Source organism: Streptomyces sp. NPDC102514, assembly GCF_055584525.1.
Genome location: NZ_JBVJLW010000001.1, coordinates 544332 through 566053 on the forward strand (window position 1 = coordinate 544332; position 21722 = coordinate 566053).

General features: G+C 70.8%; 29 protein-coding genes and 1 pseudogene. 20 read left to right on the forward strand and 10 right to left on the reverse strand.

The window, feature by feature from the left end:
* Window positions 1-89: 89 nt before the first annotated feature.
* Window positions 90-695 carry a GOLPH3/VPS74 family protein gene (locus tag ACZ60E_RS02500; protein ID WP_469437251.1) on the forward strand — a complete coding sequence of 202 codons (606 nt, stop codon included), beginning with the start codon at window positions 90-92 and terminating at the stop codon, window positions 693-695.
* Between the two features lie 56 nt (window positions 696-751).
* On the opposite strand, the gene ACZ60E_RS02505 is transcribed toward ACZ60E_RS02500, so the two are convergent.
* Both ACZ60E_RS02505 and ACZ60E_RS02510 read right to left on the reverse strand, forming a co-directional pair.
* Entirely contained in the window at window positions 752-1420 is a 669-nt protein-coding gene (locus ACZ60E_RS02505) for a TetR/AcrR family transcriptional regulator (protein ID WP_469437254.1), read from the reverse strand.
* A 23-nt stretch (window positions 1421-1443) separates the two neighbouring features.
* Entirely contained in the window at window positions 1444-1917 is a 474-nt protein-coding gene (locus ACZ60E_RS02510) for a winged helix-turn-helix transcriptional regulator (RefSeq protein WP_453790151.1), read from the reverse strand.
* Between the two features lie 113 nt (window positions 1918-2030).
* Here ACZ60E_RS02510 and ACZ60E_RS02515 point away from each other — a divergent pair, with 113 nt between their 5' ends.
* Window positions 2031-2528, forward strand: a complete 498-nt coding sequence (locus tag ACZ60E_RS02515; RefSeq protein WP_384796948.1) for a PaaI family thioesterase — start codon at window positions 2031-2033, stop codon at window positions 2526-2528.
* A 95-nt stretch (window positions 2529-2623) separates the two neighbouring features.
* Here ACZ60E_RS02515 and ACZ60E_RS02520 read toward each other — a convergent pair whose 3' ends face one another.
* On the reverse strand, window positions 2624-3247 hold the full coding sequence (locus ACZ60E_RS02520) for a CGNR zinc finger domain-containing protein (RefSeq protein WP_469437257.1): 624 nt from the start codon (window positions 3245-3247) through the stop codon (window positions 2624-2626).
* A gap of 126 nt (window positions 3248-3373) precedes the next feature.
* Here ACZ60E_RS02520 and ACZ60E_RS02525 point away from each other — a divergent pair, with 126 nt between their 5' ends.
* Window positions 3374-4327, forward strand: coding sequence for an alpha/beta fold hydrolase (locus tag ACZ60E_RS02525; RefSeq protein WP_469437259.1), 954 nt, complete (start codon window positions 3374-3376; stop codon window positions 4325-4327).
* A gap of 6 nt (window positions 4328-4333) precedes the next feature.
* Here ACZ60E_RS02525 and ACZ60E_RS02530 read toward each other — a convergent pair whose 3' ends face one another.
* Together ACZ60E_RS02530 and ACZ60E_RS02535 are read right to left on the reverse strand one after the other, a co-directional pair.
* A complete protein-coding gene (locus tag ACZ60E_RS02530; protein ID WP_384796957.1) occupies window positions 4334-5149 on the reverse strand; it encodes a PH domain-containing protein in 816 nt (271 codons plus the stop codon).
* Between the two features lie 76 nt (window positions 5150-5225).
* Complete coding sequence (locus ACZ60E_RS02535; protein ID WP_469437262.1) at window positions 5226-5822, reverse strand: TetR/AcrR family transcriptional regulator; 597 nt, start codon at window positions 5820-5822, stop codon at window positions 5226-5228.
* A 128-nt stretch (window positions 5823-5950) separates the two neighbouring features.
* Here ACZ60E_RS02535 and ACZ60E_RS02540 point away from each other — a divergent pair, with 128 nt between their 5' ends.
* The 3 genes from ACZ60E_RS02540 to ACZ60E_RS02550 all read left to right on the forward strand — a co-directional run bounded on the left by ACZ60E_RS02540 (window position 5951) and on the right by ACZ60E_RS02550 (window position 7686).
* A complete protein-coding gene (locus tag ACZ60E_RS02540; RefSeq protein WP_469437265.1) occupies window positions 5951-7015 on the forward strand; it encodes an alpha/beta hydrolase family protein in 1065 nt (354 codons plus the stop codon).
* Window positions 7016-7142: 127 nt separating this feature from the next.
* Window positions 7143-7361: a hypothetical protein gene (locus ACZ60E_RS02545; protein WP_469437268.1), complete on the forward strand. Its 219-nt coding sequence runs from the start codon at window positions 7143-7145 to the stop codon at window positions 7359-7361.
* Between the two features lie 55 nt (window positions 7362-7416).
* Window positions 7417-7686 carry a hypothetical protein gene (locus ACZ60E_RS02550; protein WP_384796969.1) on the forward strand — a complete coding sequence of 90 codons (270 nt, stop codon included), beginning with the start codon at window positions 7417-7419 and terminating at the stop codon, window positions 7684-7686.
* A 76-nt stretch (window positions 7687-7762) separates the two neighbouring features.
* Here the strand turns inward: ACZ60E_RS02550 and ACZ60E_RS02555 are convergent.
* Window positions 7763-7926: pseudogene (locus ACZ60E_RS02555) on the reverse strand (LLM class F420-dependent oxidoreductase); the annotation flags it as partial.
* A gap of 493 nt (window positions 7927-8419) precedes the next feature.
* On the opposite strand from ACZ60E_RS02555, the gene ACZ60E_RS02560 reads away from it, so the two are divergent.
* From ACZ60E_RS02560 to ACZ60E_RS02590, 7 genes are all read left to right on the forward strand, one after another.
* The gene (locus ACZ60E_RS02560; protein WP_453790146.1) at window positions 8420-9286 is read left to right on the forward strand and encodes an ABC transporter permease; all 867 of its coding nucleotides are present in this window, start codon (window positions 8420-8422) and stop codon (window positions 9284-9286) included.
* 155 nt (window positions 9287-9441) lie between these two features.
* Window positions 9442-10497 carry a taurine ABC transporter substrate-binding protein gene (locus ACZ60E_RS02565; RefSeq protein WP_453790145.1) on the forward strand — a complete coding sequence of 352 codons (1056 nt, stop codon included), beginning with the start codon at window positions 9442-9444 and terminating at the stop codon, window positions 10495-10497.
* Entirely contained in the window at window positions 10484-11305 is an 822-nt protein-coding gene (locus tag ACZ60E_RS02570) for an ABC transporter ATP-binding protein (RefSeq protein ID WP_469437271.1), read from the forward strand. The genes ACZ60E_RS02565 and ACZ60E_RS02570 overlap by 14 nt, the downstream gene beginning before the upstream one ends.
* A 204-nt stretch (window positions 11306-11509) precedes the next feature.
* Window positions 11510-12058 (forward strand): hypothetical protein, encoded by a 549-nt coding sequence (locus ACZ60E_RS02575; protein ID WP_469437273.1) that lies wholly within the window; start codon window positions 11510-11512, stop codon window positions 12056-12058.
* Window positions 12059-12109: 51 nt separating this feature from the next.
* Complete coding sequence (locus tag ACZ60E_RS02580) at window positions 12110-12298, forward strand: hypothetical protein (protein ID WP_469437275.1); 189 nt, start codon at window positions 12110-12112, stop codon at window positions 12296-12298.
* Between the two features lie 179 nt (window positions 12299-12477).
* Window positions 12478-12771: a hypothetical protein gene (locus tag ACZ60E_RS02585; protein ID WP_469437277.1), complete on the forward strand. Its 294-nt coding sequence runs from the start codon at window positions 12478-12480 to the stop codon at window positions 12769-12771.
* A 253-nt stretch (window positions 12772-13024) separates the two neighbouring features.
* Entirely contained in the window at window positions 13025-13759 is a 735-nt protein-coding gene (locus tag ACZ60E_RS02590; protein WP_469437280.1) for a VOC family protein, read from the forward strand.
* Here the strand turns inward: ACZ60E_RS02590 and ACZ60E_RS02595 are convergent.
* Entirely contained in the window at window positions 13737-14465 is a 729-nt protein-coding gene (locus ACZ60E_RS02595) for an alpha/beta fold hydrolase (protein ID WP_469437282.1), read from the reverse strand. The genes ACZ60E_RS02590 and ACZ60E_RS02595 overlap by 23 nt on opposite strands.
* Before the next feature lie 253 nt (window positions 14466-14718).
* On the opposite strand from ACZ60E_RS02595, the gene sigK reads away from it, so the two are divergent.
* Together sigK and ACZ60E_RS02605 are read left to right on the forward strand one after the other, a co-directional pair.
* On the forward strand, window positions 14719-15327 hold the full coding sequence (sigK, locus tag ACZ60E_RS02600; protein WP_469437284.1) for an ECF RNA polymerase sigma factor SigK: 609 nt from the start codon (window positions 14719-14721) through the stop codon (window positions 15325-15327).
* The gene (locus ACZ60E_RS02605) at window positions 15324-16076 is read left to right on the forward strand and encodes an anti-sigma factor (protein WP_469437286.1); all 753 of its coding nucleotides are present in this window, start codon (window positions 15324-15326) and stop codon (window positions 16074-16076) included. Before sigK ends, ACZ60E_RS02605 begins: the two co-directional genes overlap by 4 nt.
* 153 nt (window positions 16077-16229) lie before the next feature.
* On the opposite strand, the gene ACZ60E_RS02610 is transcribed toward ACZ60E_RS02605, so the two are convergent.
* From ACZ60E_RS02610 to ACZ60E_RS02620, 3 genes are read right to left on the reverse strand one after another with little or no spacing between them, the layout of a single operon-like run.
* Window positions 16230-16652 (reverse strand): hypothetical protein, encoded by a 423-nt coding sequence (locus ACZ60E_RS02610; RefSeq protein WP_469437288.1) that lies wholly within the window; start codon window positions 16650-16652, stop codon window positions 16230-16232.
* Window positions 16652-17275 carry an Asp23/Gls24 family envelope stress response protein gene (locus ACZ60E_RS02615; protein ID WP_469437290.1) on the reverse strand — a complete coding sequence of 208 codons (624 nt, stop codon included), beginning with the start codon at window positions 17273-17275 and terminating at the stop codon, window positions 16652-16654. The genes ACZ60E_RS02610 and ACZ60E_RS02615 overlap by 1 nt, the downstream gene beginning before the upstream one ends.
* Window positions 17272-17856 carry an RNA polymerase sigma factor gene (locus ACZ60E_RS02620; RefSeq protein ID WP_384797006.1) on the reverse strand — a complete coding sequence of 195 codons (585 nt, stop codon included), beginning with the start codon at window positions 17854-17856 and terminating at the stop codon, window positions 17272-17274. Before ACZ60E_RS02620 ends, ACZ60E_RS02615 begins: the two co-directional genes overlap by 4 nt.
* Window positions 17857-18168: 312 nt before the next feature.
* Between ACZ60E_RS02620 and ACZ60E_RS02625 the strand changes: the two genes are divergently transcribed.
* The 5 genes from ACZ60E_RS02625 (at window position 18169) to ACZ60E_RS02645 (ending at window position 21698) form a co-directional block, all read left to right on the forward strand.
* The gene (locus ACZ60E_RS02625) at window positions 18169-18681 is read left to right on the forward strand and encodes an Asp23/Gls24 family envelope stress response protein (protein WP_469437292.1); all 513 of its coding nucleotides are present in this window, start codon (window positions 18169-18171) and stop codon (window positions 18679-18681) included.
* A 120-nt stretch (window positions 18682-18801) separates the two neighbouring features.
* A complete protein-coding gene (locus ACZ60E_RS02630) occupies window positions 18802-18987 on the forward strand; it encodes a hypothetical protein (RefSeq protein WP_384798237.1) in 186 nt (61 codons plus the stop codon).
* On the forward strand, window positions 18984-20168 hold the full coding sequence (locus ACZ60E_RS02635; protein WP_469437295.1) for a DUF6286 domain-containing Asp23/Gls24 family envelope stress response protein: 1185 nt from the start codon (window positions 18984-18986) through the stop codon (window positions 20166-20168). The genes ACZ60E_RS02630 and ACZ60E_RS02635 overlap by 4 nt, the downstream gene beginning before the upstream one ends.
* Window positions 20168-20749, forward strand: coding sequence for an Asp23/Gls24 family envelope stress response protein (locus tag ACZ60E_RS02640; protein ID WP_469437297.1), 582 nt, complete (start codon window positions 20168-20170; stop codon window positions 20747-20749). Before ACZ60E_RS02635 ends, ACZ60E_RS02640 begins: the two co-directional genes overlap by 1 nt.
* On the forward strand, window positions 20739-21698 hold the full coding sequence (locus ACZ60E_RS02645; protein ID WP_469437300.1) for a YihY/virulence factor BrkB family protein: 960 nt from the start codon (window positions 20739-20741) through the stop codon (window positions 21696-21698). Before ACZ60E_RS02640 ends, ACZ60E_RS02645 begins: the two co-directional genes overlap by 11 nt.
* Window positions 21699-21722: the final 24 nt, after the last annotated feature.

A 21722-nucleotide genomic window follows, 5' to 3' on the forward strand; every position in this document is an offset into this window, starting at 1 on the left:
GGTCGGCGGGAGCCTAAGGTGATGATGTCGGGACCGATATCTCTGACACCGGTACCTCCGACGCAGATGCCTCTGACATGGAGCTCGTCATGACCACACCGCGCGATTTGTTGATCATCACCATGGACGTGGCGTCCAGCAGTCCCGTCGGACAGGGGGACCTGTCGCTGGCCCTCGCGGGAGCCGAACTGATCGATCTCGGCAAGGCCCAGGCCCTTACTCTGGACGACGACCGCATCGTGCCCGGCCCGCAGGGAGCGTCCGGTGACCGCCTGTTGGACGAGGCCGCCTCGGCGCTGACCCGCGAGGCGCCGTACGAGACCGTCGAGGACTGGCTGTGGCGGCGGGGCCGTGGACTGTCCTCCGCCTACCTCGACCTCTTGGGCGAGGAAGGGGGGACCACTCGCCCGCGCCACCAGTGGATCCCGTTCCGGAGCGACACCACGACGTTGACCGACTCACCGGCCCGCCGCCGGGCGGCCGACCGCTGGACGTCCGGCGAACCCGTCCTCGCCTTCCTCGCGGCGGCCGTGGGCGTCCACGAGGAGCCCGCCGAAGACGCCGCGACCCTCGTCGACGACACGGTGGTGACCGTACTGGCCGCGGTCAATGACGCGGTGCGGGAACTGGAGGCCGTACGGCAGCGCCGGAGCATCGAGAACGCGGCCTTCGACAACATCTGGCGCGGCCAGTGACGAAGAGGTGACGAGACCTCAGGTGGCCGCCGCGGCCAGGTGCCCTCCGGTGGGAGTCAGCCTCCGACCGTGACCTCACTGACCGTGGCTTCACGGACTGTGGCTTCACCGGCCGCGCGGCCACCGAGCAGGGCCAGGCAGTTCGTCCACAGCGAGCCGAGGCGTCGGGTGTTGTTGTAGAGCTTGGCGAACAGCACCTGTCCCTCCAACTGCGCGACCACCGAGCGCGCGGCCTCCCGGGTGTCGGTCACGGTGACCTCCTGGCGGGCGAGGGCCTCGGCGATGACCGCGTCGACCATCTCGACCTGGGCCTCGAAGATCTCCTGGAGCCGCGCGCGGACGGACTCCGTCTGGTTGCTCATCTCCAGCGTGAGGTTCCCGAACAGGCACCCCGAGACGCTGCCGCAGCTCTCCTGCCCGGCGAGCTGTCCGGCCTCGGTCTCCTCGAACAGCCGGCGCAGCCGGTCCAGTGGGTCTGCGTTGGCGCCGGTGTCGGTATCAGCGCTCAGGATGCGCTCCCAGGCGCGCCGCTGGCCGGTCCAGTGCTCATCGATCACGGCCAGCGCGAGCGCTTCCTTGGATTCGAAGAAGTAGTAGAAGCTGCCCTTGGGCACCCCGGCCGCCTTGCATATCTCGGCCACACCCAGGGCCGAGTAACCGCGCAGCTCGATGAGTGACCGGGCGGCGCTGAGGATCTTCACCCTGGCATCGCTGGTCCGTCCCATACGGCGAGTGTACGACCGGTCGTCTACTGCCTGCCGACGGGCCGGGCGGCAGGCCCCGGGCGGGTGCGTGCCTCCTGAGGGCGCAGGGGGCCGTGGCCGTGACCACAGGTGACGACCGTGTGTACGGGTTCACCGCAGTCCGCATGGAAGACGTCGAGCGGTGGCCCCTCCGCGTCGGCGGTGTACCGGTCTCCCCACCCCTTGAGGGCGAGCATGACGGGCCACAGGTCCCAGCCCTTCTTCGTGAGCCGGTACTCGTTCCGGGTGCGCCGGCCGGACTCCTGGTAGGGAACGCTGTCCAGGATTCCCGCTCCGACCAGCTTGCGCAGCCGGTCCGCGAGCACCGCGTCCGAGAGGCCGATGTGCCGCCGGAAGTCGTCGAAGCGCCGGACCCCGTTCATGGCGTCCCGGAGCACGAGAAGCGACCATTTCTCGCCGATCACGTCCAGTGTTCGCTGGACCGTGCAGTTCTCGGTGCTGACCTCGACCCACTCCATGGGACGACCCTAGGCCAGCTTCACCATTGACAGCCAGAGGGCGGACTGGCTAGCTTCGATAAAAATAGTCAGCCGGGGAAGCGGCCGGGAAAATGACTGGTGGAGAAGGGGTCATGGACAGAACGCGCACGTTCACCTGGGAGGATCCGGCCGTCTCGGCGGGCGCCGTGGGAAAGGCCACCGGCCTGGACTTCCTGCGCGACATCGTCGCCGGACGCCTGCCCGCCCCGCCCATCGCCGCCGCCCTGGGCTTCGCCCTGGAGGAGGTCGAGCCGGGCCGGGCCGTCTTCGTCCTGGAGCCGGGCGAGGAGCACTACAACCCGATCGGCAGCGTCCATGGCGGTGTCTACGCCACGCTGCTCGACTCGGCGGCCGGCTGTGCCGTCCAGTCGGTGCTGCCCGAGGGCATGGCGTACACCTCGCTCGACCTCTCCTTGAAGTTCCTGCGCCCGATCACCGTGGACACGGGCAAGGTCCGCGCTGTCGGCACCGTCCTGAACAGCGGCCGCCGTACCGCCCTCGCTCAGGCGGAACTCCTCGACTCCACCGACCGGTTGCTCGCCCACGCCACCAGCAGCTGCCTGCTCTTCCCCCTGCCGACGGCCGGCTGATCGCACCGACCGGGCGAGCGGGGCGGGCTCGTCCGGCCGGGTCTGTGCGGCGTGCGGGGCCGGTGCTCGGCTCCGTTTTTGGCTGCGGCCTCGGGTCAGGCCCCGCCCCGCGCCGCCTTCAGGTTGGCCTTCTTCATCTTGTTTCCGCAGGTTGCCATGGAGCACCACCGGCGTCGTCCGCCGCGGCTGGTGTCCATGAAGAGCCCGCCGCAGGTGGGCTGCTCGCACCGCTTGATCACGCCGTCGCGGTGGCCGCCGAGCGTCGCGACGGCGTCCAGGGCGACGACGGCGAGCGCGGCGCGCGCGGGGTCGGTGTCCGGGAGATGCCACTGCGCCCGTCCGCCGGTGAGGGCGAGCCGCGCCCGGTGACGTGCGGTCCAGCGGTTGAGCAGTTCCTCGTCCGCCGGTTCCGGCGTGCCGCCCGAGGCGACGGCACTCCCTGCCCGGTGAATGGCCTCGCGCAGCTCGCGGGCGTCCCGCAGGAGTGCGTCGGAGACCGGCATGTCCGTGCCGCCGAGGTCATTGGCCGTGCACCAGGCCCGCAGCTGTTCCGGGGTGGTGATCCGTTCCAGCGGCTCGGCCCGCCGCTCCCCGAGCGTGGCGACGAAGCGGAACGCGAGGATCTCGTTGCCGAGCCGGAAGTCCTGCGGGCGGCGCCGCGCAGGGGTCGCGGAATGGACCGCGGTAGGGGTGCCTCGGGCGGCAGGTGAACCGGTCATGGTGGTTCATGGTAGTCGCTCCGCCGAAGGGAGGCCAACGTTTGACATGGGTTTGGCGAACCGGTTTAAGTGGTTCGCAAGAACCAGTTGAACGGGTTCTTTTTCGCATCCCCGAGGAGAACGTCCATGACCGTGACGACCCACCGCCCACTCGCCGGATTCGGCACCGTGAGCGGAGTTCCATGGCTTCCCGACGGCTTCACCGACGTCTTCGAGAGCTCCCTCGTGCGTGTCGGCGAGGTGGAACTGCACACCGTCCAGGGAGGCGCCGGACAACCTCTCCTGCTCGTCGGAGGCTGGCCGCAGAACTGGTACGTGTGGCGCTTCGTCATGCCGCGTCTGGCCAAACACTTCCGCGTCGTCGCGGTCGACCCGCGCGGCGTCGGACGGTCCGACAAGCCGCACGGGGGATACGACACGGGCACCGTGGCCGCCGAACTCGTAGCCCTCATGCGGGTGTTGGGCCACGACCGTTTCGCCATGGCCGGACACGACGTCGGCATGTGGATCGGCTACGCCCTCGCCGCGGACCACGGCGACGCGGTCGAACGCCTCGCCCTGCTCGACGCCACCATCCCCGGACTCGCGCCCGCCCTGCCCGTCTTCGGCCCCGAGGCGCAGAACGACATGCTGTGGCACTTCGCCTTCAACCGAAAACGATCCGTCAGCGAACAACTCGTCCGCGGTCGTGAACACATCTATTACGGCGACCAGTTCCGTCACAAGGCCGTGCGGCCACTGCCGGACTCGGCGGTCGACTTCTACGTCGAGACCATCGCCCGCGACCCCGAAGCGCTGCGTGCCAGCTTCGACCACTACCGGGCCACCGACGACAACATCGCCCAGAACGAGCGCCGTAAGCAGCATCCGCTCACCATGCCGGTCCTCGGTGTCGCCGGGTCCCGCGGACAGGGCGACCGTCTCGAAGCCCTGCTGGCCCGTGTGACCGAGCGGCTCGACAGCGTCGTCCTGCCCGACTGCGGTCACTACGTACCGGAGGAACGCCCCGACGCCCTCCTGGAACACCTGCTCCCGTTCCTTCTCCGGACTCCCGACCTTCTCCGGACTCCCGAGGTCTGATCCGCGTCAGCCGCTGCTGCTCCGACGGCTGCGGTACGAGGCCGTCGCGGCGAGTACGAAGATCAGGGGCGCCCCCACCCCCATGACCAGGAACGGTGTCAGGACCGACGCCAGCCACTCCGGCAGGTCGACGAAGAGGGGCAGCAGCATCAGTACGGTCAGCGGGATGAACGCCAGCATCACGGCGGCGAATCCCATCATGAAGGCCGCCTGACGGGCGTCGCGCCGGTCGATGAGGAAGGCGGCCTGCGGGTCGGGGACCCAGTCCTCGCCGCGCAACTCCTCCCAGGCGCCGATCAGCAGTTGCAGTTCGCGTTCCACGTTCACGTGCAGGTCGTCGACGAACGGCAGCAGCACCTTGCTGCCGTCCCGACCGTAGGCGTGCACCAGGACGTTGGCCGCACCGCTCTGTACCGCCGAAGCGGGATTGAGCTCCGCCCTGATGTCCTGGATGTCCTCCCATGCCAGCCGTCGGCGCTTGGCCATGCCGCGTACGTGGATCGCCTTGATGTCCACGGCGGTCCGGCAGCGGAGCGTGGCGTAGAAGAGCCACCCCATCAGGGCCACCCATGCCAGGAGGAAGGGGTACCGGAGCGAGGCGGACAGGTCGTCGGCGCTCCACAGGGGCAGCACCAGGGTCAGTGTGCCGATGGCGATCACCCAGAGGAACGCGTGTTTGCGGGACCGTCTCATCCGGTACTCGCGCGGCAATCGTTCGTACTCCACGGCCACCCCCGGCTCGCCCCGCCGGTCGACACCCCACTGCCGACCCATGATGTGCGCACCATGGTGATGTCCCAACTCCGTTGTGTCCAGAGTCATTTGGGAAGTCGTGACAGCCTTCGGGGGATGTCGTGACGTCCTTGTGGCGAGCGAGTCGGCGCGGGGACCGTCCGGCTCAGGTCTGCCGAGGCTGCCGCAGCCCCAGGAGCAGCAGCTCGATCAGCCGCCGCGGGTCGTAGCGCGGGTCGCTGTCCCGTCCGATGCACAGGTTGCCGATGCCGCGCATCAGCTCGTAGGGCTGTGTGCCGGGCCTGATGTCCCCGGAGTCGACCGCGGCCGTGAGCAGTTCCGTGCAGACGGGTCCCAGGCGGTCGAGGAAGTAGGTGTGCAGCGCGGTGAAGCGGTTGCTGTCCGACTGGAGGGCGTCGGCGAGTCCGTGCTTGGTGACCAGGAAGTCGACGAAGAGGTCGATCCACTGGCGGAGGGCGTCGAACGGCGAATCGGCCTCGGCCAGCAGTCGCGGACCGGCCTCCGCGCACGCCTCGATCTGGTGGCGGTAGACGGCGGTGACGAGGTCCGCCCGGGTCGGGAAGTGGCGGTAGATCGTCCCCATCCCGACCCCGGCCTTGGCCGCGATCTGGCGGATCGGCGCGTCGACGCCCGAGGTGACGAAGACCTCGGCGGCGGCGGCGAGCAGCGTCTGCTGGTTGCGCACCGCGTCGGCCCGTTTGTTGCGGGCCGTCGCCTTTCCGGCGGGGTTCTCGGTGGACACCAGGCTTCCTTCCGGCTGCGGTTGACAAAGCGGAGCGCTGTTCCGAATACTATGTGGAGCAACGTTCCGGTTCAGGTTAGCCGAGACCGGACATGCCTGACCACCCGACCAGAAGGGAACCGCTGATCATGAGTGCGTACACCCACACCGACACGGACAGCGACACCGGCAGTGACATAGCCGGGGGCACCGGCAGTGACATCGGGGCGGAGGCCGGGACCGAGGCCGGGGCGCAGGCCGCGAAGGGCACGGCCACCGTCCTCGGCTCACCCGCGCCCGTCCTCTCGTACAGCCCGGTGGTGCTGTCCGTGCCCGGACGGCCCGTGGACCTCCAGGTGCGTGTCTCCGCGCCGGCGACCGGCACCGATCTGCCCGTGATCCTCCTCTCCCACGGTCACGGCGGCTCGAACCATCTCTCCTCGTTGCACGGCTACGCGCCGCTCGCCGACTTCTGGGCGGCGCACGGGTTCGTGGTCCTGCAGCCGACCCATCTCAGCTCCAGGACGCTGAGCGACGTGCTCGCCGGCGCCCCCGGCGGACCCTTCTTCTGGCGCTCGCGTGCCCAGGACATGACGCACATCCTCGACCGGATCGATGTGATCGAGGCCGCCGTGCCGCAACTGGCGGGGCGCATCGACCACGGGAAGGTCGCGGTCGCGGGTCACTCGCTGGGCGGCTTCACCGCCGGTCTGTTGCTGGGGGCCCGCGTCACCGACCCCGACACTGGGGAGGAGGTGGACCTCGCCGAACCCCGTATCAAGGCAGGTGTGCTGCTGGCCGCTCCCGGCAGGGGTGGTGACGTGCTGAACGGCCCCATGGCCAAGGCGATCCCGTTCTTCAAGGTGGTCGACTTCTCCACGATGACCACACCCGCGCTGGTCGTCGCGGGAGACAAGGACGACTCGCGGCACTTCACGGACATGGGGCCGGACTGGCACGTGGACCCGTACACCCTCGCGCCCGGCCCCAAGACCCTGCTCACCCTCTTCGACGCCGAACACGGGCTCGGTGGGATCGCCGGGTACGACGTCGCCGAGACCACGGACGAGAACCCGGAGCGGGTCGCCGCGGTCGGACGGCTCACCGCGGCCTACCTCCGTACGCGGTTCCACCCCGGCGACGACGCGTGGCAGACGACGCGGGACGCGCTGACGACCGGCGCGAAGCCGTTGGGCCGGGTCGAATCCAAGTAGACCGCCGAGTGATTCTCCGAGTGGTCCTCCCGGGGCTCCGCCCCGACGGCTTCGGGGGAGTCATGGCTCGCTCCCTGGGCACCCGGCCTCCGCACGATGGCCGGTCCGACCGCGAGCAGGAGATGTCATGACGGAGAACGACAGCGACCGCGAAGCACATCGCCGTTGCAAGGTGTGCGGCAGCAGGCCCGCCGTGCACGACACCGTGTGCGAACACTGCAGAACCGTACTCGAACTCCCGGATCCGTCCGGTCTGGTCGAGGACCAGGGGGCGGCGGTCCGGCGTGACTTCGAACAGCGTGGCGGTCGGCCGGGAGCCGGGGGGACACAGGCCGATGACCGGTGAATCGGGGAGCATCGGGGGTACACGGTCCGGCATGGCACCGAAGAAAGATCACTCCATGCCCCTGAGGGCCGTGCGGCAGCTGCACCGGATGCGCACCTTCTACGCCGCCGCCGTCCTGCTGTGGGCCGCGTCGGCCGCCTGGGTGGGCTGGCAGCATCCAGGGAGCCGGCAGATGTGGGTGTCCGCGCTCTTCATGCTGGTGTTCACGGGTCTGCTGGCCGTGACGTCTCTGTGGCTGCGACGCCTGCAGAGCACGGGCGCGGACAAGCCCGCGCACCATGCCGCTCCGCGCGGGACGGCCGCGCGCCGTCACGTCAACGCTTGAACTGTGTGTGCCTGAACCGTACGTGTTCGAACCGTGCACGCATGAACCGTGGACGCCCGACGTCTTCTCGGGTGTGCGCCGGTTCCCCGAGCAGTTTCCCGTTCCAGGTGCGCCGCCGGTCCGCCTCCCGGCCAGGTCCGTCGACGTGAACACCACCTCCGTCGCCCCGGCCTCGCGGTAGCGGCGCACCTCGGCGGCGGGGGTCTCCCCGTCGTCGAGAACGGCCGGGTCGACTGCGCGCGTCCGGTCGGCGCTGCCTGTCTCCAGCAACTGGCGCACGGTGGTGAGGAGTTCGCGGAGCCGGCCGATGGGGCGCTCGTCCGGGATGCCGAAGGCCGCCTTCCGGACCACGCGGAGCGCAGTCGAGCCTCCTGAGCCTCATGCGCGAACGGCCCTGTGGACGTACCCGCGGCGGCACTTGGTCCCAGGTATTGGGACACCTCTTGGTGAAGTGCCGTGGCTGCTGTACAAATGGGCCCCATGAATCACGAACCGCTGGTGCGACGCCTGGTCATCGACCTGTGCCGACGCCCCGTTTCGTGTTGTTCGTGTTGTGCATGTTGTTGATTCCGCGTTTCTGACGCGCCCCGCCGTCCGGTGATGTGCCCGGCGGCGGCTTCCGCAGTCCGCTCTCCCGCATCCCGGTGCGTTCTCTGAGCCATCCCGGCCCCCGGCCGCACTCGACGACCGCTCATCTTCCTGCGCCCATGGCGCCCATGGAGGCCCCGTCCCCATGTCCACCATCCCCTCCCTGCCCCCGACCGACCTGGCTCCGCCGCCAGACGAACCGCCTGTGCGGCGACGGCGTCGCGGCACGGCCCGCGTACGCCACATCGCCCTGCCCTTCGGCTCGCTCCTGCTGTTCCTCCTCCTGTGGCAACTGCTGGCGGCGAGCGGCACATGGAGCGAGACACTCGTCCCGCCCCCGGCCAAGGTCTGGAGCGCGTTCATCGACGTGTCCACGACCCACGACGGCGTACGCGGCTACAACGGCACCACCCTCATCGAGCACCTCGGCATCAGCCTGCGACGCATCGCGCTCGGCGCCGGCATCGGCATCGCGCTCGGAGTGGTCTTCGGGCTCGTCATGGGCACCGTCGGCTGGGTCCGTTCGCTCTTCGAGCCCTGGATCACCTTCCTGCGGACCCTGCCGCCGCTGGCGTACTTCTCGCTGCTCATCATCTGGCTGGGCATCAACGAGGAACCCAAGATCACACTGCTGGCCGTGGCGGCCTTCCCGCCGGTGGCGGTCTCCACCACCACCGCGGTGACCGCCGTGTCGCAGAGCCTGATCGAGGCGGCCCGTGCCCTCGGCGGATCCCGGTGGGACGTCGTCAAGGACGTCATCGTGCCGTCCGCCCTGCCGGAGACACTGACCGGCATCCGGCTGGCCGTGGGCGTCGCCTACTCCTCCCTCGTCGCAGCCGAACTGGTCAACGGACTGCCCGGCATCGGCGGCATGGTCAAGGACGCCGCCAACTACAACAACACCCCGGTGGTGCTCGTCGGCATCATCGCCATCGGGATCTCCGGACTCGTCATCGACGGCCTGCTGCTCCGGCTGGAGCGGGCTGTCGTGCCCTGGCGCGGACACGTCTAGGGGGCTTCCTCCGGCGAAGTTCCGCCGGCAGGCCCCGGCCCGCATCTCCACCCAATTCCCCTATCAAGACTCCGACTTCCATATCCCGACTCGGACTCCCGACTCCTTTCTCCCGTCTCCTGTCCCTCGCTTCTCCTTACAGAAACGGCCCCACCATGTCTCGCTCCACCCCGCACGGCCCATCCCGACGCCTGCTGCTCGCCGGCGCCCTGGCAGCGGTGACCGCGGCGGCCACCGGCTGCTCCTCGGACAGCGAGGCATCCTCCTCCGGCGGTTCCAAGCGGCTGCGCATCGGCTACTTCGCCTTCCCCAGTGGCGACCTGCTCGTGAAGAACAAGAAACTGCTGGAGAAGGAGCTGCCGGACTACAAGATCACCTGGATCAAGTTCGACTCAGGCGCCAGCGTCAACCAGGCCTTCCTCGGCAAGTCCCTGGACATCGCCGCGCTGGGCTCCAGCCCGTTCGCCCGCGGGATCTCCGGGAGTTCGCCGATCCCGTACAAGGTCGCGTTCGTTCTCGACGTGGCGGGTGAGAACGAGGCTCTGGTGGCCCGTAAGGACGCCGGCATATCCGATGTCGCCGGTCTCAAGGGGAAGACGATCGCCACTCCCTTCGCCTCGACCTCGCACTACAGCCTGCTGGCGGCGCTGGAGACGGCCGGGCTCAAGACGTCCGACGTCAAGCTGGTCGACCTGCAACCGCAGGCGATCATCGCCGCCTGGCAGCGGGGTGACATCGACGCCGCCTACGTCTGGCTGCCGACCCTGGACGAGCTGCGCAAGACCGGCACCCAGCTCACCAGCAGCAAGGAGATCGGCGCGGCGGGCAAGCCGACCCTCGACCTGGCCGTCGTGTCCGACGAGCTCATCTCCAGGGACCCGAAGGCGATCGACACCTGGCGAAAGGTGGAGGCACAGGCTTTGAGCCTGCTCAAGTCCGACCCCGACGGCTCGGTCAAGGCCGTCGCCGCCGAGCTGGGCATCAGCGCGGCGGACGCCAAGGCCCAGCTCGCACAAGGGGTGTTCCTCACCCCGGACGAGGTCGCCTCCGCCGACTGGCTGGGCACCGAGGGCAGTCCGGGCAAACTGCTGGGCTACGTCACCGACACCGCCGAGTTCCTGGCCGGCCAGAAGCAGATCGATGCCGCGCCGTCCCAGGACGCCGTCCGCAAGGCCTTCTATCTGAAGGGACTCCCCGATGTCCTCAAGTGACACGGTGAGCAAGGGAGTTGAGACCGAGGGCGCCGAGCGGGCGGGGTCCGTCCGGCTCGACCACGTCACCCACCGGTACGGCCGGGGCGGCGAGACGGTCACGGCCGTCGGGCCGGTCGATCTGACCGTCCCGGCGGGGGAGTTCCTGGTCCTTGTGGGCGCGTCCGGCTGCGGCAAGAGCACACTGTTGCGGCTGATCGCTGGGTTCGAGCAGCCCACCCAGGGCTCGGTGCGCGTCTCCGGCGCCGCGCCGCGCCCGGGCGAAACGGCGGGCGTGGTGTTCCAGACGCCTCGGCTGTTCCCCTGGCGGACGGTGCAGGGAAACATCGACCTCGCGCTGCGGTACGCGGGGGTCGACCGCGCCCAATGGCCGGAGCGGCGGGCGGAGTTGCTGGCCCGCGTCGGCCTCGAAGGCACGGGGAAGCGGCGCGTGTGGGAGATCTCCGGCGGCCAGCAGCAGCGCGTCGCCATCGCCCGCGCCCTCGCCGCCGAGAACCCGCTCTTCCTGCTCGACGAGCCGTTCGCGGCACTGGACGCACTCACGCGCGAACGGCTCCAGGAGGACGTCCGGCAGGTGACGGCCGAGACGGGCCGGACCACGGTGTTCGTCACCCACTCCGCCGACGAGGCGGTGTTCCTCGGCTCCCGCATCGTGGTCCTCACCAAGAGCCCCGGCACCGTGGCCCTTGACCTGCCGATCACCCTCCCGCGAGGTGCCGTCGACGCGGACGAACTGCGCGAGTCGAGCGAGTTCGCCGACCTGCGCGCGCAGGTCGCCCACGCGGTCAAGTCGGCCGCCGCGGCCTGATGCCTTGCTCCACACCCGCCGGCCGTCCGCAGGGCCGGCCGGCGGGAACCTGATCCCCGCCTCGGGCCGCGGCCTCTTAACATGTCACCCGTAACGCATCACCCGTAACGCATCACCCGTAACGTGGCACTCGCAATGGGCCACTCGTGAGGTGCCAAAAGCCCGTGCGCGTACGTCAGTTGTGCGCCGTTTACACTCTCGCCCATGATCTCTCTGGACGACCCGCGCTGGCCCGCCCTCGACCACCGGGGCTGGTCCGAAGGACGGGGTGCGCCGGACGCGCCCTTCGTCCCGGACGAGTTGTGGCAACTGGTGGCGGATCCCACGAACGGTGAGCGTTTCAGCGACCTGTGGCCCTACCTGTGTTCCGAGGGAACCGCCTGGCCGGCCGCCTACGCCGCCGTGCCCCACCTCGTCACCCTCGCGCGGGGCCTGCCGACGGTCCGGTCCGAGCGCGACGACTACCTGTACGTCGTCGGCCTCGTGGCCATCTGTTCCGGCGACCTCGGAGAGGTCCCCGACGACCTGCCCGACGACATCGCGGACGCCTACCGACAGGCCCTCCCCGAGGCACTGGGTCTCCTGGCCGAGACACTGGCCACGGCGGAGCACGACCAGATATCGACCCGCTACCTGCTCGCCGCCATGGCCGCCCTCAAGGGCCACCCCGAATACGCCGAGATACTCAACGAACTCGACGTCTACGCCGAGTGCCAGTCCTGCGGCGAGCCCATGCTGGAACTCCCGGAGTAGCCGGGGCTCTGGCGACGCACACAGCGGTGGCGCGCCTGAGGTCCGGAGGCCGTGGTCAAGGTCTCCGGCACGTTCCGGTCACGTCGTGCGGACAAGTCCGACAGCCTTGTACGTGCCGCCGTCGGCCGGGCCATCGACGGCGTACCGCGTCACACCTGGTCCGGCCTACGGGTCCCGGCCGGCCACTCCGCCGCGCTGAGCGTGATGGAGCCGTCGGCCGTCGGAGTGCCGGCACCCTGATCACGCTCGTCGCGATCCAGGGGACGCGGTGGAGGGCCGCGGGTAGTTGCTAGGGGGCGAGGAGGCATCGCCCCGCTGAGGCGAGCCGCGCGCGCCGCCGAACACCTCGACGTAGTCGGTGTCGCGTCCTGCCGCGACCGGGGCGTACCGCCGAACTCTCCGGCGGCGAACAGCAGCGCGTGGCCGTCGTGCTCGCCACGGCCGGCGCGCCCCGGGTGCTGCTCGCCGATGAACCCACGGGCGAACTCGACGCCGCGACCGGCGAGGAGGTTGTCGCCGCACTGCGCCGCGCCAACGCGAAACTTGGCGCCACCACCCTCGTCGTCGGCCCACGACCCCCTCGCATCCGAACAGGTCCGTCGCACGGTCCGCAGCCGCGACGGCCGTACGTCGACGGAGACCCCGAGCGGGCCCGGCGGCGGGGGCGCCGGGCCAGTACCCCGTCCTGGACCGCGCGAGCCGCCTCCAGCTGACCCGGGACCACGTGGAGCGTTACGGTCCGCGCGGTCGCGTCCGTCTGACGGCGGGACCGGGCCGTGTGGGTGTCTGGCCCGACCGGGCCCGGCGCGGGACCCGTCACTCGACCGACTCCGACCCCGACCCCTCGGTGTGAGCGCCGGCGCGTCGGCGGAAACCCGGATGCGGGTGAGGCGGGCGCACGCCTAGGCTCGCGTGCGAGGTGGCGACCACGCGCCTTGCCGCCAGCACCAGTCAGGGGGACCGGAGATGGACCGGGATACGAGTCGTCAGCTGTTCGCGTTGTGCTTCGACGCGAGGGAACCAGAGAATCTCGCGCGGTTCTGGTCCCGCTTCCTCGGCTGGGAGACCGTCGACGATCCTCAGGACGGCATCGTGCTCCTGCCCAGCGACGACACCGGATTCCGCCTCCGTTTCCTGCCGTCGCAGGAGCAGAAGGCTGGCCAGAACCGGATGCACTTCGATCTGACGAGTACGTCCCTGGAGGACCAGCAGCGGACGGTGGACCGGGCGCTGGCACTCGGCGCACAGCACATCGACATCGGCCAGCTCCCGGAGGAGGAGCACGTGGTGCTCGCGGACCCGGAGGGCAACGAGTTCTGCGTCATCGAGCCGGGCAACAACTTCCTCGCCGACTGCGGCTTCATCGGAGCGCTGGCCTGCGACGGCTCGCAGGAGGTCGGGTACTTCTGGAGCAAGGCACTCGGCTGGCCGCTGGTCTGGGACCAGGATCAGGAGACCGCGATCCGCTCTCCGCACGGCGGACCGAAGGTCACGTGGGGCGGGCCGCCGCTGGCGCCGAGGACGGGCAGGGACCGGCTGCGCTTCGACCTCGCTCCCACCGCGGACGGCGATCTGCAGACGGAGGTCGACCGGCTGCTCTCCCTCGGGGCGAAGCGCCTCGACACCGGCCAGGACGAACCCGGTTACGTCGCGATGACCGACCCCGACGGCAACGAGTTCAGTGTCCTGACACCTCGGTAGCCCCAGTAGCCCCAGTAGCCCCAGTAGCACCGGTGGTCCCGGTGGCGGGCGGCAGCATCTCCAGGACGGTGGAGACCGCGGTGCGGTGCCAGTCCCCGGCGTGGCGGAGCATCGCGTGGTCACCGCCCGCCATGTCCACGAACGCCGCCCGGGCGCCTGCCGCACGTGCCCGGTGTACGAGTGCCTTGGACAGCCGGGGATCCGTGACACGGTCGCGGTCTCCGTGCAGCACGACGACCTCCTTGTCCCGCAGCTGGGCCACCGGCTCGCCCTCGGGGCACCAGGGAGCCAGCGCCAGCACGCCGAGGACCTGTGGCGCGCCCGCCGCACGCAGCGCCGCCCGGCCGCCCATCGAGTGGCCGACGAGAACGACCGGGACGTCCGGAGCGAGGCGCTGGAGTTCTTCGAGCGCCCGCCGCGCGTCCCGAAGGGAGTCGGCGTCGCTGCCGTTCCAGCCCCGTACGCGGTAACGCACCTCCGCCAGCAGGACGTCGTCGTCCGGTATCGCACGGGCGACGGCGCGTACGAACGGCTTCATGCGCACGGCCGCGAGGTGCCAGGGACGGGACGGGGCACGGCTGTCGGACCTGCCGCCGTGCAGGAACAGGACGGCGGCGCGGGGTGAGCGGGGCAGCTGCCGCACCGCCAGCGCGGGGCCGTGCGCGCCCGCCGACTCATCGGTGGACGCCTGTTCGTGCACTGTCATTCCCGCTCCCGCCTGTCGAGCCGCCGCAGCTCATCGGACCTGTCTCACCCAATATTCGTTGCCGACCGGCCGGTGGCTTGGTCGGGGGCTTGGCCGGCCGGTCGGGACGGCACCGTACGCCCTTTCGTCCGCCTGCCCGCGCAGTCCGGCTTCACCTGCGATTTCATGGGTGTCAGAAACCAATCCGCCGCGGCCCCGGCACCGGATTACGTCCGGAGATGTCCTGACGGATGTCCCATGGATGTCTGTACGGATGTCCCGACGACGGAGGACCCCGGTGAACGAAGTCGCCCAGATCGGCAGACACCATTCGGCTGACCCTGATCTGCAGGAGCTGCTGCGGCGTGTGGCCCTGGGCGACGAGCAGGCGTTCGCCTCGGTGTACGACGCCGTGGTGAGCCCGGTTCTCGGTGTCGTCCGCGCGGTCCTGCGGGACCGCGCCCAGTCGGAGGAAGTGGCCCAGGAGGTGCTGGTGGAGGTGTGGCGCACAGCCCCGCGCTTCCGTGCCGACCGTGGCACGGCCGTCAACTGGATCCTCACGATGGCCCACCAGCGGGCGGTCGACCGGGTGCGCTCGGTGGAGGCCGCGGCCGCCCGGGACCACAAGGCGGCCCAACTGGACCGCACGCCCGACTACGACGACGTGACCGAGCAGGTGGAGGCACGGCTGGAGCGGGAACAGGTGCGGCGCTGTCTGCGCACCCTGACCGACATCCAGCGTCAGGCCGTAGACCTCGCGTACTACCGGGGGCTGACCTACCGAGAGGTGGCCGAGGCCTTGGCGCTTCCGCTCGGCACGGTCAAGACCCGGCTGAGGGACGGACTCATCCGACTGCGTGACTGCCTGGGGGTGACCGCGTGACCACTGCGGATCTGCACACAATGACCGGCGCCTATGCCCTGCACGCCCTGTCCGACGAAGAACGCGAGGCGTTCGAGCGGCACCTCGGGGAGTGCGAGCCGTGTACCCAGGAGACGGCCGAACTGTCCGCCACCGCCGCCCGGCTGGGACTCGCCGTCTCCCTGCCGCCCCGCCCCGCCATGCGGGAACACGTGCTGCAACAGATCCGGACCGTCCGGCAGGCGGGACCCGGTGGCCCGGCCCTGCCGCGCCACGCACGGACGACATCGCGCGGGCGCCCAGTGGCGCGCTGGGCACTGGCCGCCTGTCTCGCGGCAGCCGCCTCGCTGGGCGGTACCGCGGTGTGGCAGCACCAACGTGCCGAGGACGCATTGGAGCAGGCACGCCGGGCCGACCGGGGAGCGAACGACATCGCGGCTGTGCTCACTGCGGCGGACGCCAAGAGCCGGACCACGAAACTGGCCGGTGGCGCCACCGGCACCGTCGTCGTCTCCGACAGCCGTGACAGGGCCGTCTTCATGGCCTCCGGGATGACCGAGCCGCCTCGCGGCAAGGTCTACCAGCTCTGGTTCGACGACGACGGCACCATGCGATCCGCCGGTCTGATGGATCCCGCGCGCACCAGCCAGGCCGTGCTGATGAAGGGCGCTGTGGCCGGAGCGTCGGGCATGGGGGTCACGGTCGAGCCGAAGGGCGGCTCCGAGCAACCGACCTCCACGCCGCTGACCCTGCTGAACCTCCCCGCGTGACGCGTGACGCGTGACGCGTGACGCCTGACGCCTGACGCGTGACGCCTGAAACCTGAGGTCTGAGGAAGGAGGCCGGCGGTCGCGGAAGCGGGCCCCCTTCGTCAGACGTCGGGGACCTCACCGTCACCAGTCCGGCGTCACACGGGCCCGGCGTCACACCTGCCCGGTGACGGTCACAGTGACCCGGGCCGGTGCGGGCTCCGCCGGGAACCTCTCGACCAGATGGGCCTCGACGCGACGGCGTGCGGCGCGGGCCACGTCCAGTGCCCGTGCCTGTCTGAGCGCGACGAGGTGGATCTCGACATGGCGGCGCCCGGTGCCGTCCGGCCGACCCAGCCGAACGCCCGCTGCCGACCCTCCTGTCATCGGCATCCCTGGCGTCAACAATCCCGCGGTGAGTACCCCCGCCGTCGGAGCCCCCGCTGCCGGAGCCCCGTCCATGCCGCGCTGCGGCCGTACCCGGGTCGAGCGCAGTCGGCCGGCGAGCCCCGGCCGGAGAAAGGCCACCCCCGGCACGCTCTCCACGGCCTGGGCGATCTCCTCGGCCAGCGAGGTGTGTGCGGTGTCGCGGGTCATCAGGTACGACCTTCCTGGCTGTCGTCCGCGGTGTCGATCAGGTCGGTGACATGGACGTCTATCGTCGCCACGGCCACGCCCAACTCACGGTCCGCGGCCTCCCGGACCCGCCTGCGCACCTCTTCGGCCAGCTCCGGGAGTGAGACGCCGGCCGGGGCGTGGATGCCCAGGCGGACCTCGACCGGCCCGTAGGCGGTGTCGGAGGTGGAGAGGGGGAGGAGACGGCACGAACCCGCCCGTACGCCGGTCACCGTCTCGGCCGCCGCACGCAGGGCACGGGCAGCGACCGATTCCATGATCCACAGATCCTCGTCGGGCTCGCCGAGAGGTACAGGGCGGCCGGGACGCAGTTCGAGACGCACGACCTCCATCACGCGCCGCGTCAGCGACGTCGCCTCGGATGCGTAGCCGTCCGCCGTCTCGTCGCGCAGGCCGCGGACCGCGAACTCCAGATCGTCCAGATCGAGGACGGCCTGCCGGCAGTGCGGGCAGGTCTGCCGGTGCGGGTCGTCGGTCTGCTGCTCCCAGTCGTCCCAGACCCGGGACAGCAGCCTGCCGCACGGCAGCTGCTCGTCGTCGACGCCGCCGGTGTCCGCGCTGGGCGGGTCGGTGTGAGAGGTCATCGCCAGGCCCCCATTGCTTGTGTCAGGCAGCGTCGTGCGCGGAAGACGCGGGCGCGCACAGCCTCCTGGCTGATGCCGACCGTGTCCGCGATGAATTCGTAGGACTGACCGTCCAATTCTCGCAGTACCCAGCAGGCGCGCTGTTCGACCGACAGTTGATCGAGTGCCTCGCCCAGCTCACGCACCGCGTCGCGTGCCTCGGCGATCCGGGCCGGGGAGGCCGAGTGCTCGGGAGCCGCAAGCTCTCCCGCGGCCTCCAGAGGTGCCACCGGCTTGCGGGCGCGCAGCACGTTCAGACAGCGGTTGGTGACGATCCTGTACATCCATGTGCTGAACGACGACCGGTGGCTGAACTCCGGGAGCCGTCGCCAGGCGCTGATGAACGCGTCCTGCACGGCGTCCTCCGCCTCCGCCCGCCCGCCGAGCAGGCGGGTGGCCAGCCGGATCAGTGACGGAGCATGGCTCTGTACGAGAACGGCGAAGGCGTCCTCGTCCCCCTCCGCGGCCCGTACCGCCAGCAGGGCGTCGTCGGTCTCGCCCCGGGCGTCCGGTGGCGCGTTCTCTCTGCGGGCCCCCGCCACTGAGCGGCTCCTCTCGTCCGGTTCCGCAGGTTGGACACGTCGGTGGCGCCCGCTGTGACGCGGGTGCCACCGCTTGTTTCGCGTGAGCCCGTGAAACAGCCAGGGGACAGGTGTGTCCCTCCGCATGATCCGTTGCCGGCACCGTTGCGGATGGCCCGCGAAGGCTCGGACATTCATGCGGACATATAGGTGAGACGGACGCGGGTGTCAGGAGCTGAGCGGAGATTTTTCGGGTATCCGCGTCACAGGCGTGGCCGCGGCGGGTCCATCGCAGTGAGAGCAGCCGACCGGCTACAGGAAGAAGGACGTGCCATGACCACGCAGACCGTACCGACCGCGTCGACCGTCAAGGACGTATCGGCGCCGCAGGGCAGCAGGACGGCGCAGACGACGACGGCGTTGTCCGGCGGTGTCACCGGCGCCGACCAGCCGGCGGCGGACCGCGGACGGACATCGATCGCCGATGTCGTCGTGGTGAAGGTCGCGGGTATCGCGGCTCGCGAGATCCCGGGTGTGTACGACATGGGCGGCGGCCTCTCCCGCACCATCGGCGCCGTTCGCGACCGCGTGCCGGGCGGTCGGCCGAACGTGGGACGCGGAGTGAAGGTCGAGGTCGGCGAGCGTCAGACGGCCATCGACGTCGACCTGGTCGTGGAGTACGGCGTTCCCATCACGGACGTGGCCCGCGATGTGCGGGAGAACGTGATCTCGGCGGTGGAGCGCGTCACCGGCCTCGACGTGGTGGAGGTCAACGTCACGGTCAATGACGTGCATCTGCCCGAGGAGGACGTCGAGTCGCCGACGACGGACTCCCGCGTGGAGTGAGCGGGCCCTCGCACACCGCAGGGCGCCCAGCCGGTGCCAGAGAACTGGTGCATGAGGACCGGTGCATCAGGACCGGCGAAAGAGGAACGGTGAAAGAGGCCAGGACATGGACGTGACCACGTGACCAGAGCATTCGTCGGGATGATCGCAGGGATGGCGTTGGCCTTCGCCGGTTTCTTCGGAGGCTTCGGGGCGTTCCTGCTCGTGGCCGCGCTGGGCGGCCTGGGGTGGGCCGCGGGCCACTGGTTCGACGGCGGAGGCAGCTTCCAGGATCTGCGCGACGGCTATGAGCGGAGCCGTCGATGACCACGGCGGACCGGCGCGGCACCACGACCGTCTCGGAGAAGGCGGTCCGCAGGATCGCCGAGCGCGCGGCCACCGAGGCCGTCCCGGACCCGGCAACCGGGACCGTGACCGGGACACGGGCCGGGACTGGGACAGGGGCCGGGACTGGGACGGGCACAGGAACCAGCACCGGGATCGGCGCCGGCATCAGGGCTCGCGCCTCCAAGGGCTCGGCCGACGTGCACGGTCGCCGGGCGGACGTGCGTGTCGACGTCACCCTGCCCTACCCGGCGCCCTTGCCGGAGACGGTCCGCCGACTGCAGGACCATGTCACCGCCCGTACGCACCAGTTGACGGGCCTCGACGTCACCAGAGCACGCGTCGGCGTCACCGCTCTGGTCCCGGCACCGGTGACGACACCGGTCCCGGCCCAGGGCGGAGTGAGAATCGGACCGGCGGAGGGGCCTGCCATGTACGGGCCCCCCACGGACGGGCCCGCGACGGACAGGCCCCCCACGGACGGCCCTCCCGCGGGCGAGCCCGCCCAGGCGCCGCCGACCTCGCGGACGCCGCTGCGGTGGTGGTCCGGGCGACGGCTGCCGACCCTACTGCTCGTCCTGTCGGCCCTGGTGGCCTGCGGCACCCTGGCGGTCGACCTGATCCTGGTGCACGCCGCCGGCCGGTCGGCCGCGGTCTGGCGCACCGACGCACTGCACTGGCTCTCGCGGCACGGCCCCGGTGAGGCGGCCGTCACGGCTGGCGCCGCCGCGGTCGCGTTCCTCGGCCTGCTGATGGTCGTCCTGGCTCTCACCCCCGGACATCGCGGACTGCTCACGGTCACCACGCCCGCTCCGCACCTGTGGGCGGCCCTGGACCGTACGGCGGTCGCCGCGCTCGTCAGGGACGCGGTGGGCCAGACGCAGGGGATCGGTCCGGTGAAGGTGCGGGTCCGCCGTCGCAGCGTCAGCGTCCGGGCCGGTCTCGCCTTCGGCGACCGCGCACACGCGCTCGAAGAGGCACGGCACCTGGCCCGCGGGGCGCTGGACAGCTGCGATCTGCGTCGCCCGCCACGACTGCGCGTCAGGGTGAGGCCCGGGGCCGCCTGGGATCCCGGTACGACCACGGTTGGGGACGGCGGTGCAGCGCAGCGTACGCTCACGGCCGGTGCCGACGACACGGCCCTCGAAGGAGTCACCCGCTGATGCGACGTTCCCGTACGGTCCTCGACCGGACCGCCCTCGCCGTGGTCGGCCTGGTGTTTCTCCTCGGCGGCACGTGGCTCGCCCTGACCCGGGCATCCTGGGCCACACATCTTCCGGCCTGGTGGCCCGAGCCCGGCGCCCGTGCCGTGCTGGTGGATCCGGCCGGACTCGCCGAACTGCGCTCCACGGGCTGGTGGACGCCCTCGATCATGGCCGCGTCGATCGCCGCGACCGCGCTCCTCGCGCTGTGGTGCGTCCGCCTGCTGCGCGGCGGGGCCCGCCCGTCGCTGCCGCTGCCCGCGCCCGGCGGCACACTGCGGACCCGGGCCCTGGAGGACGTCGTGACCCGGCACGCGGTCGGGATCGGCGGAGTCAGCCGCTGCCGCACCCGAGTGCTCGCACGACGGAAGCAGTTGCAGGTGCGCCTGCATGTCCGGCTCCAGCCCGATGCGGCCCCGGCCGCCGTCCTGCCCGCCCTGGCCGAGCTAGCCGCCCGGACGGAGAGCTCCCTCACCCCGTACAGCGTGCGGACGCACGTCCGCTTCTCCACCCGTTCGCACCGTAGGTCTCATGTCCGCTGAACCAGGGCCCGCCGTCACGGGCGGCGGCCCGCGCGCACTGGAGCCGGTATGGCGTCGTACCCGGACCCCGGCTGCCTGGGGCGTCGCCCTGCGCCGTACGCCGTTGTCGATGTGGCGGGACGACGTCTCCGACTACGCGGCAGCCCTCACCTACTACGCGATCCTGGCGGTCCTGCCCTCCCTGCTCGTCACCGTCATCGCCTTCAGCATGATCAGCCCGGGCACCGCCGAGGACTTCATCGCCCACGTCACCGCCTACGCCCCGGACCAGTCCGGCACGCAGCTGCACGACGTGCTGACCCAGACGCTGCGAGACGGCTCGGCCGCCTGGACGCTGCTGGGCGGCGGCATCGTGAGCGCCCTGTGGTCCGCCTCCAGCTACCTGGCCGTCTTCCGCCGCGCCCTGCACCGGATGCACCACGAGGCCGACCACCGGTCGCCCTGGCACACGGCACCCCGCATCCTGCTCACCGCCTTCGGCCTCCTGGGCCTGCTGCTCGTCAGTGCGCTCCTCCTGCTGCTGACCGGGCCGATCGCCGAGACCGCCGGCCGCCTTCTCGGCTTCGACGCGGTGGCCGCCTGGGCCTGGAACCTGCTCCGCTGGCCGCTCCTGCTGTGCCTGGTGGCGCTGCTGGTCGTCATCGTCTTCCACACCGGACCCGTACCGGCCCGCCGCCGGAAGCACAGCGTCCCCGGCGGGATACTGGCGGCGGGCCTGTGGCTCGTCGTCTCCGGTGGCTTCGCCCTGTACACCTCCGCGCTCGGCACCTACAGCAAGCTCTACGGCTCCCTCGCGGGCGCCGTGGTCTTCCTCATCTGGCTGTGGTTGTCCAACCTCGCCCTGCTCGCCGGGGCGCAGTTCACCGCCGAACTGAGTGGACTGAGCGGACCGAGCAGGCCAGAGCAACCGGCGCAGCCGTCGGCGGAGGGTCCCCCCGAAGCGGCCTGAGCCCGGTGACGTGATCCCTTGCGT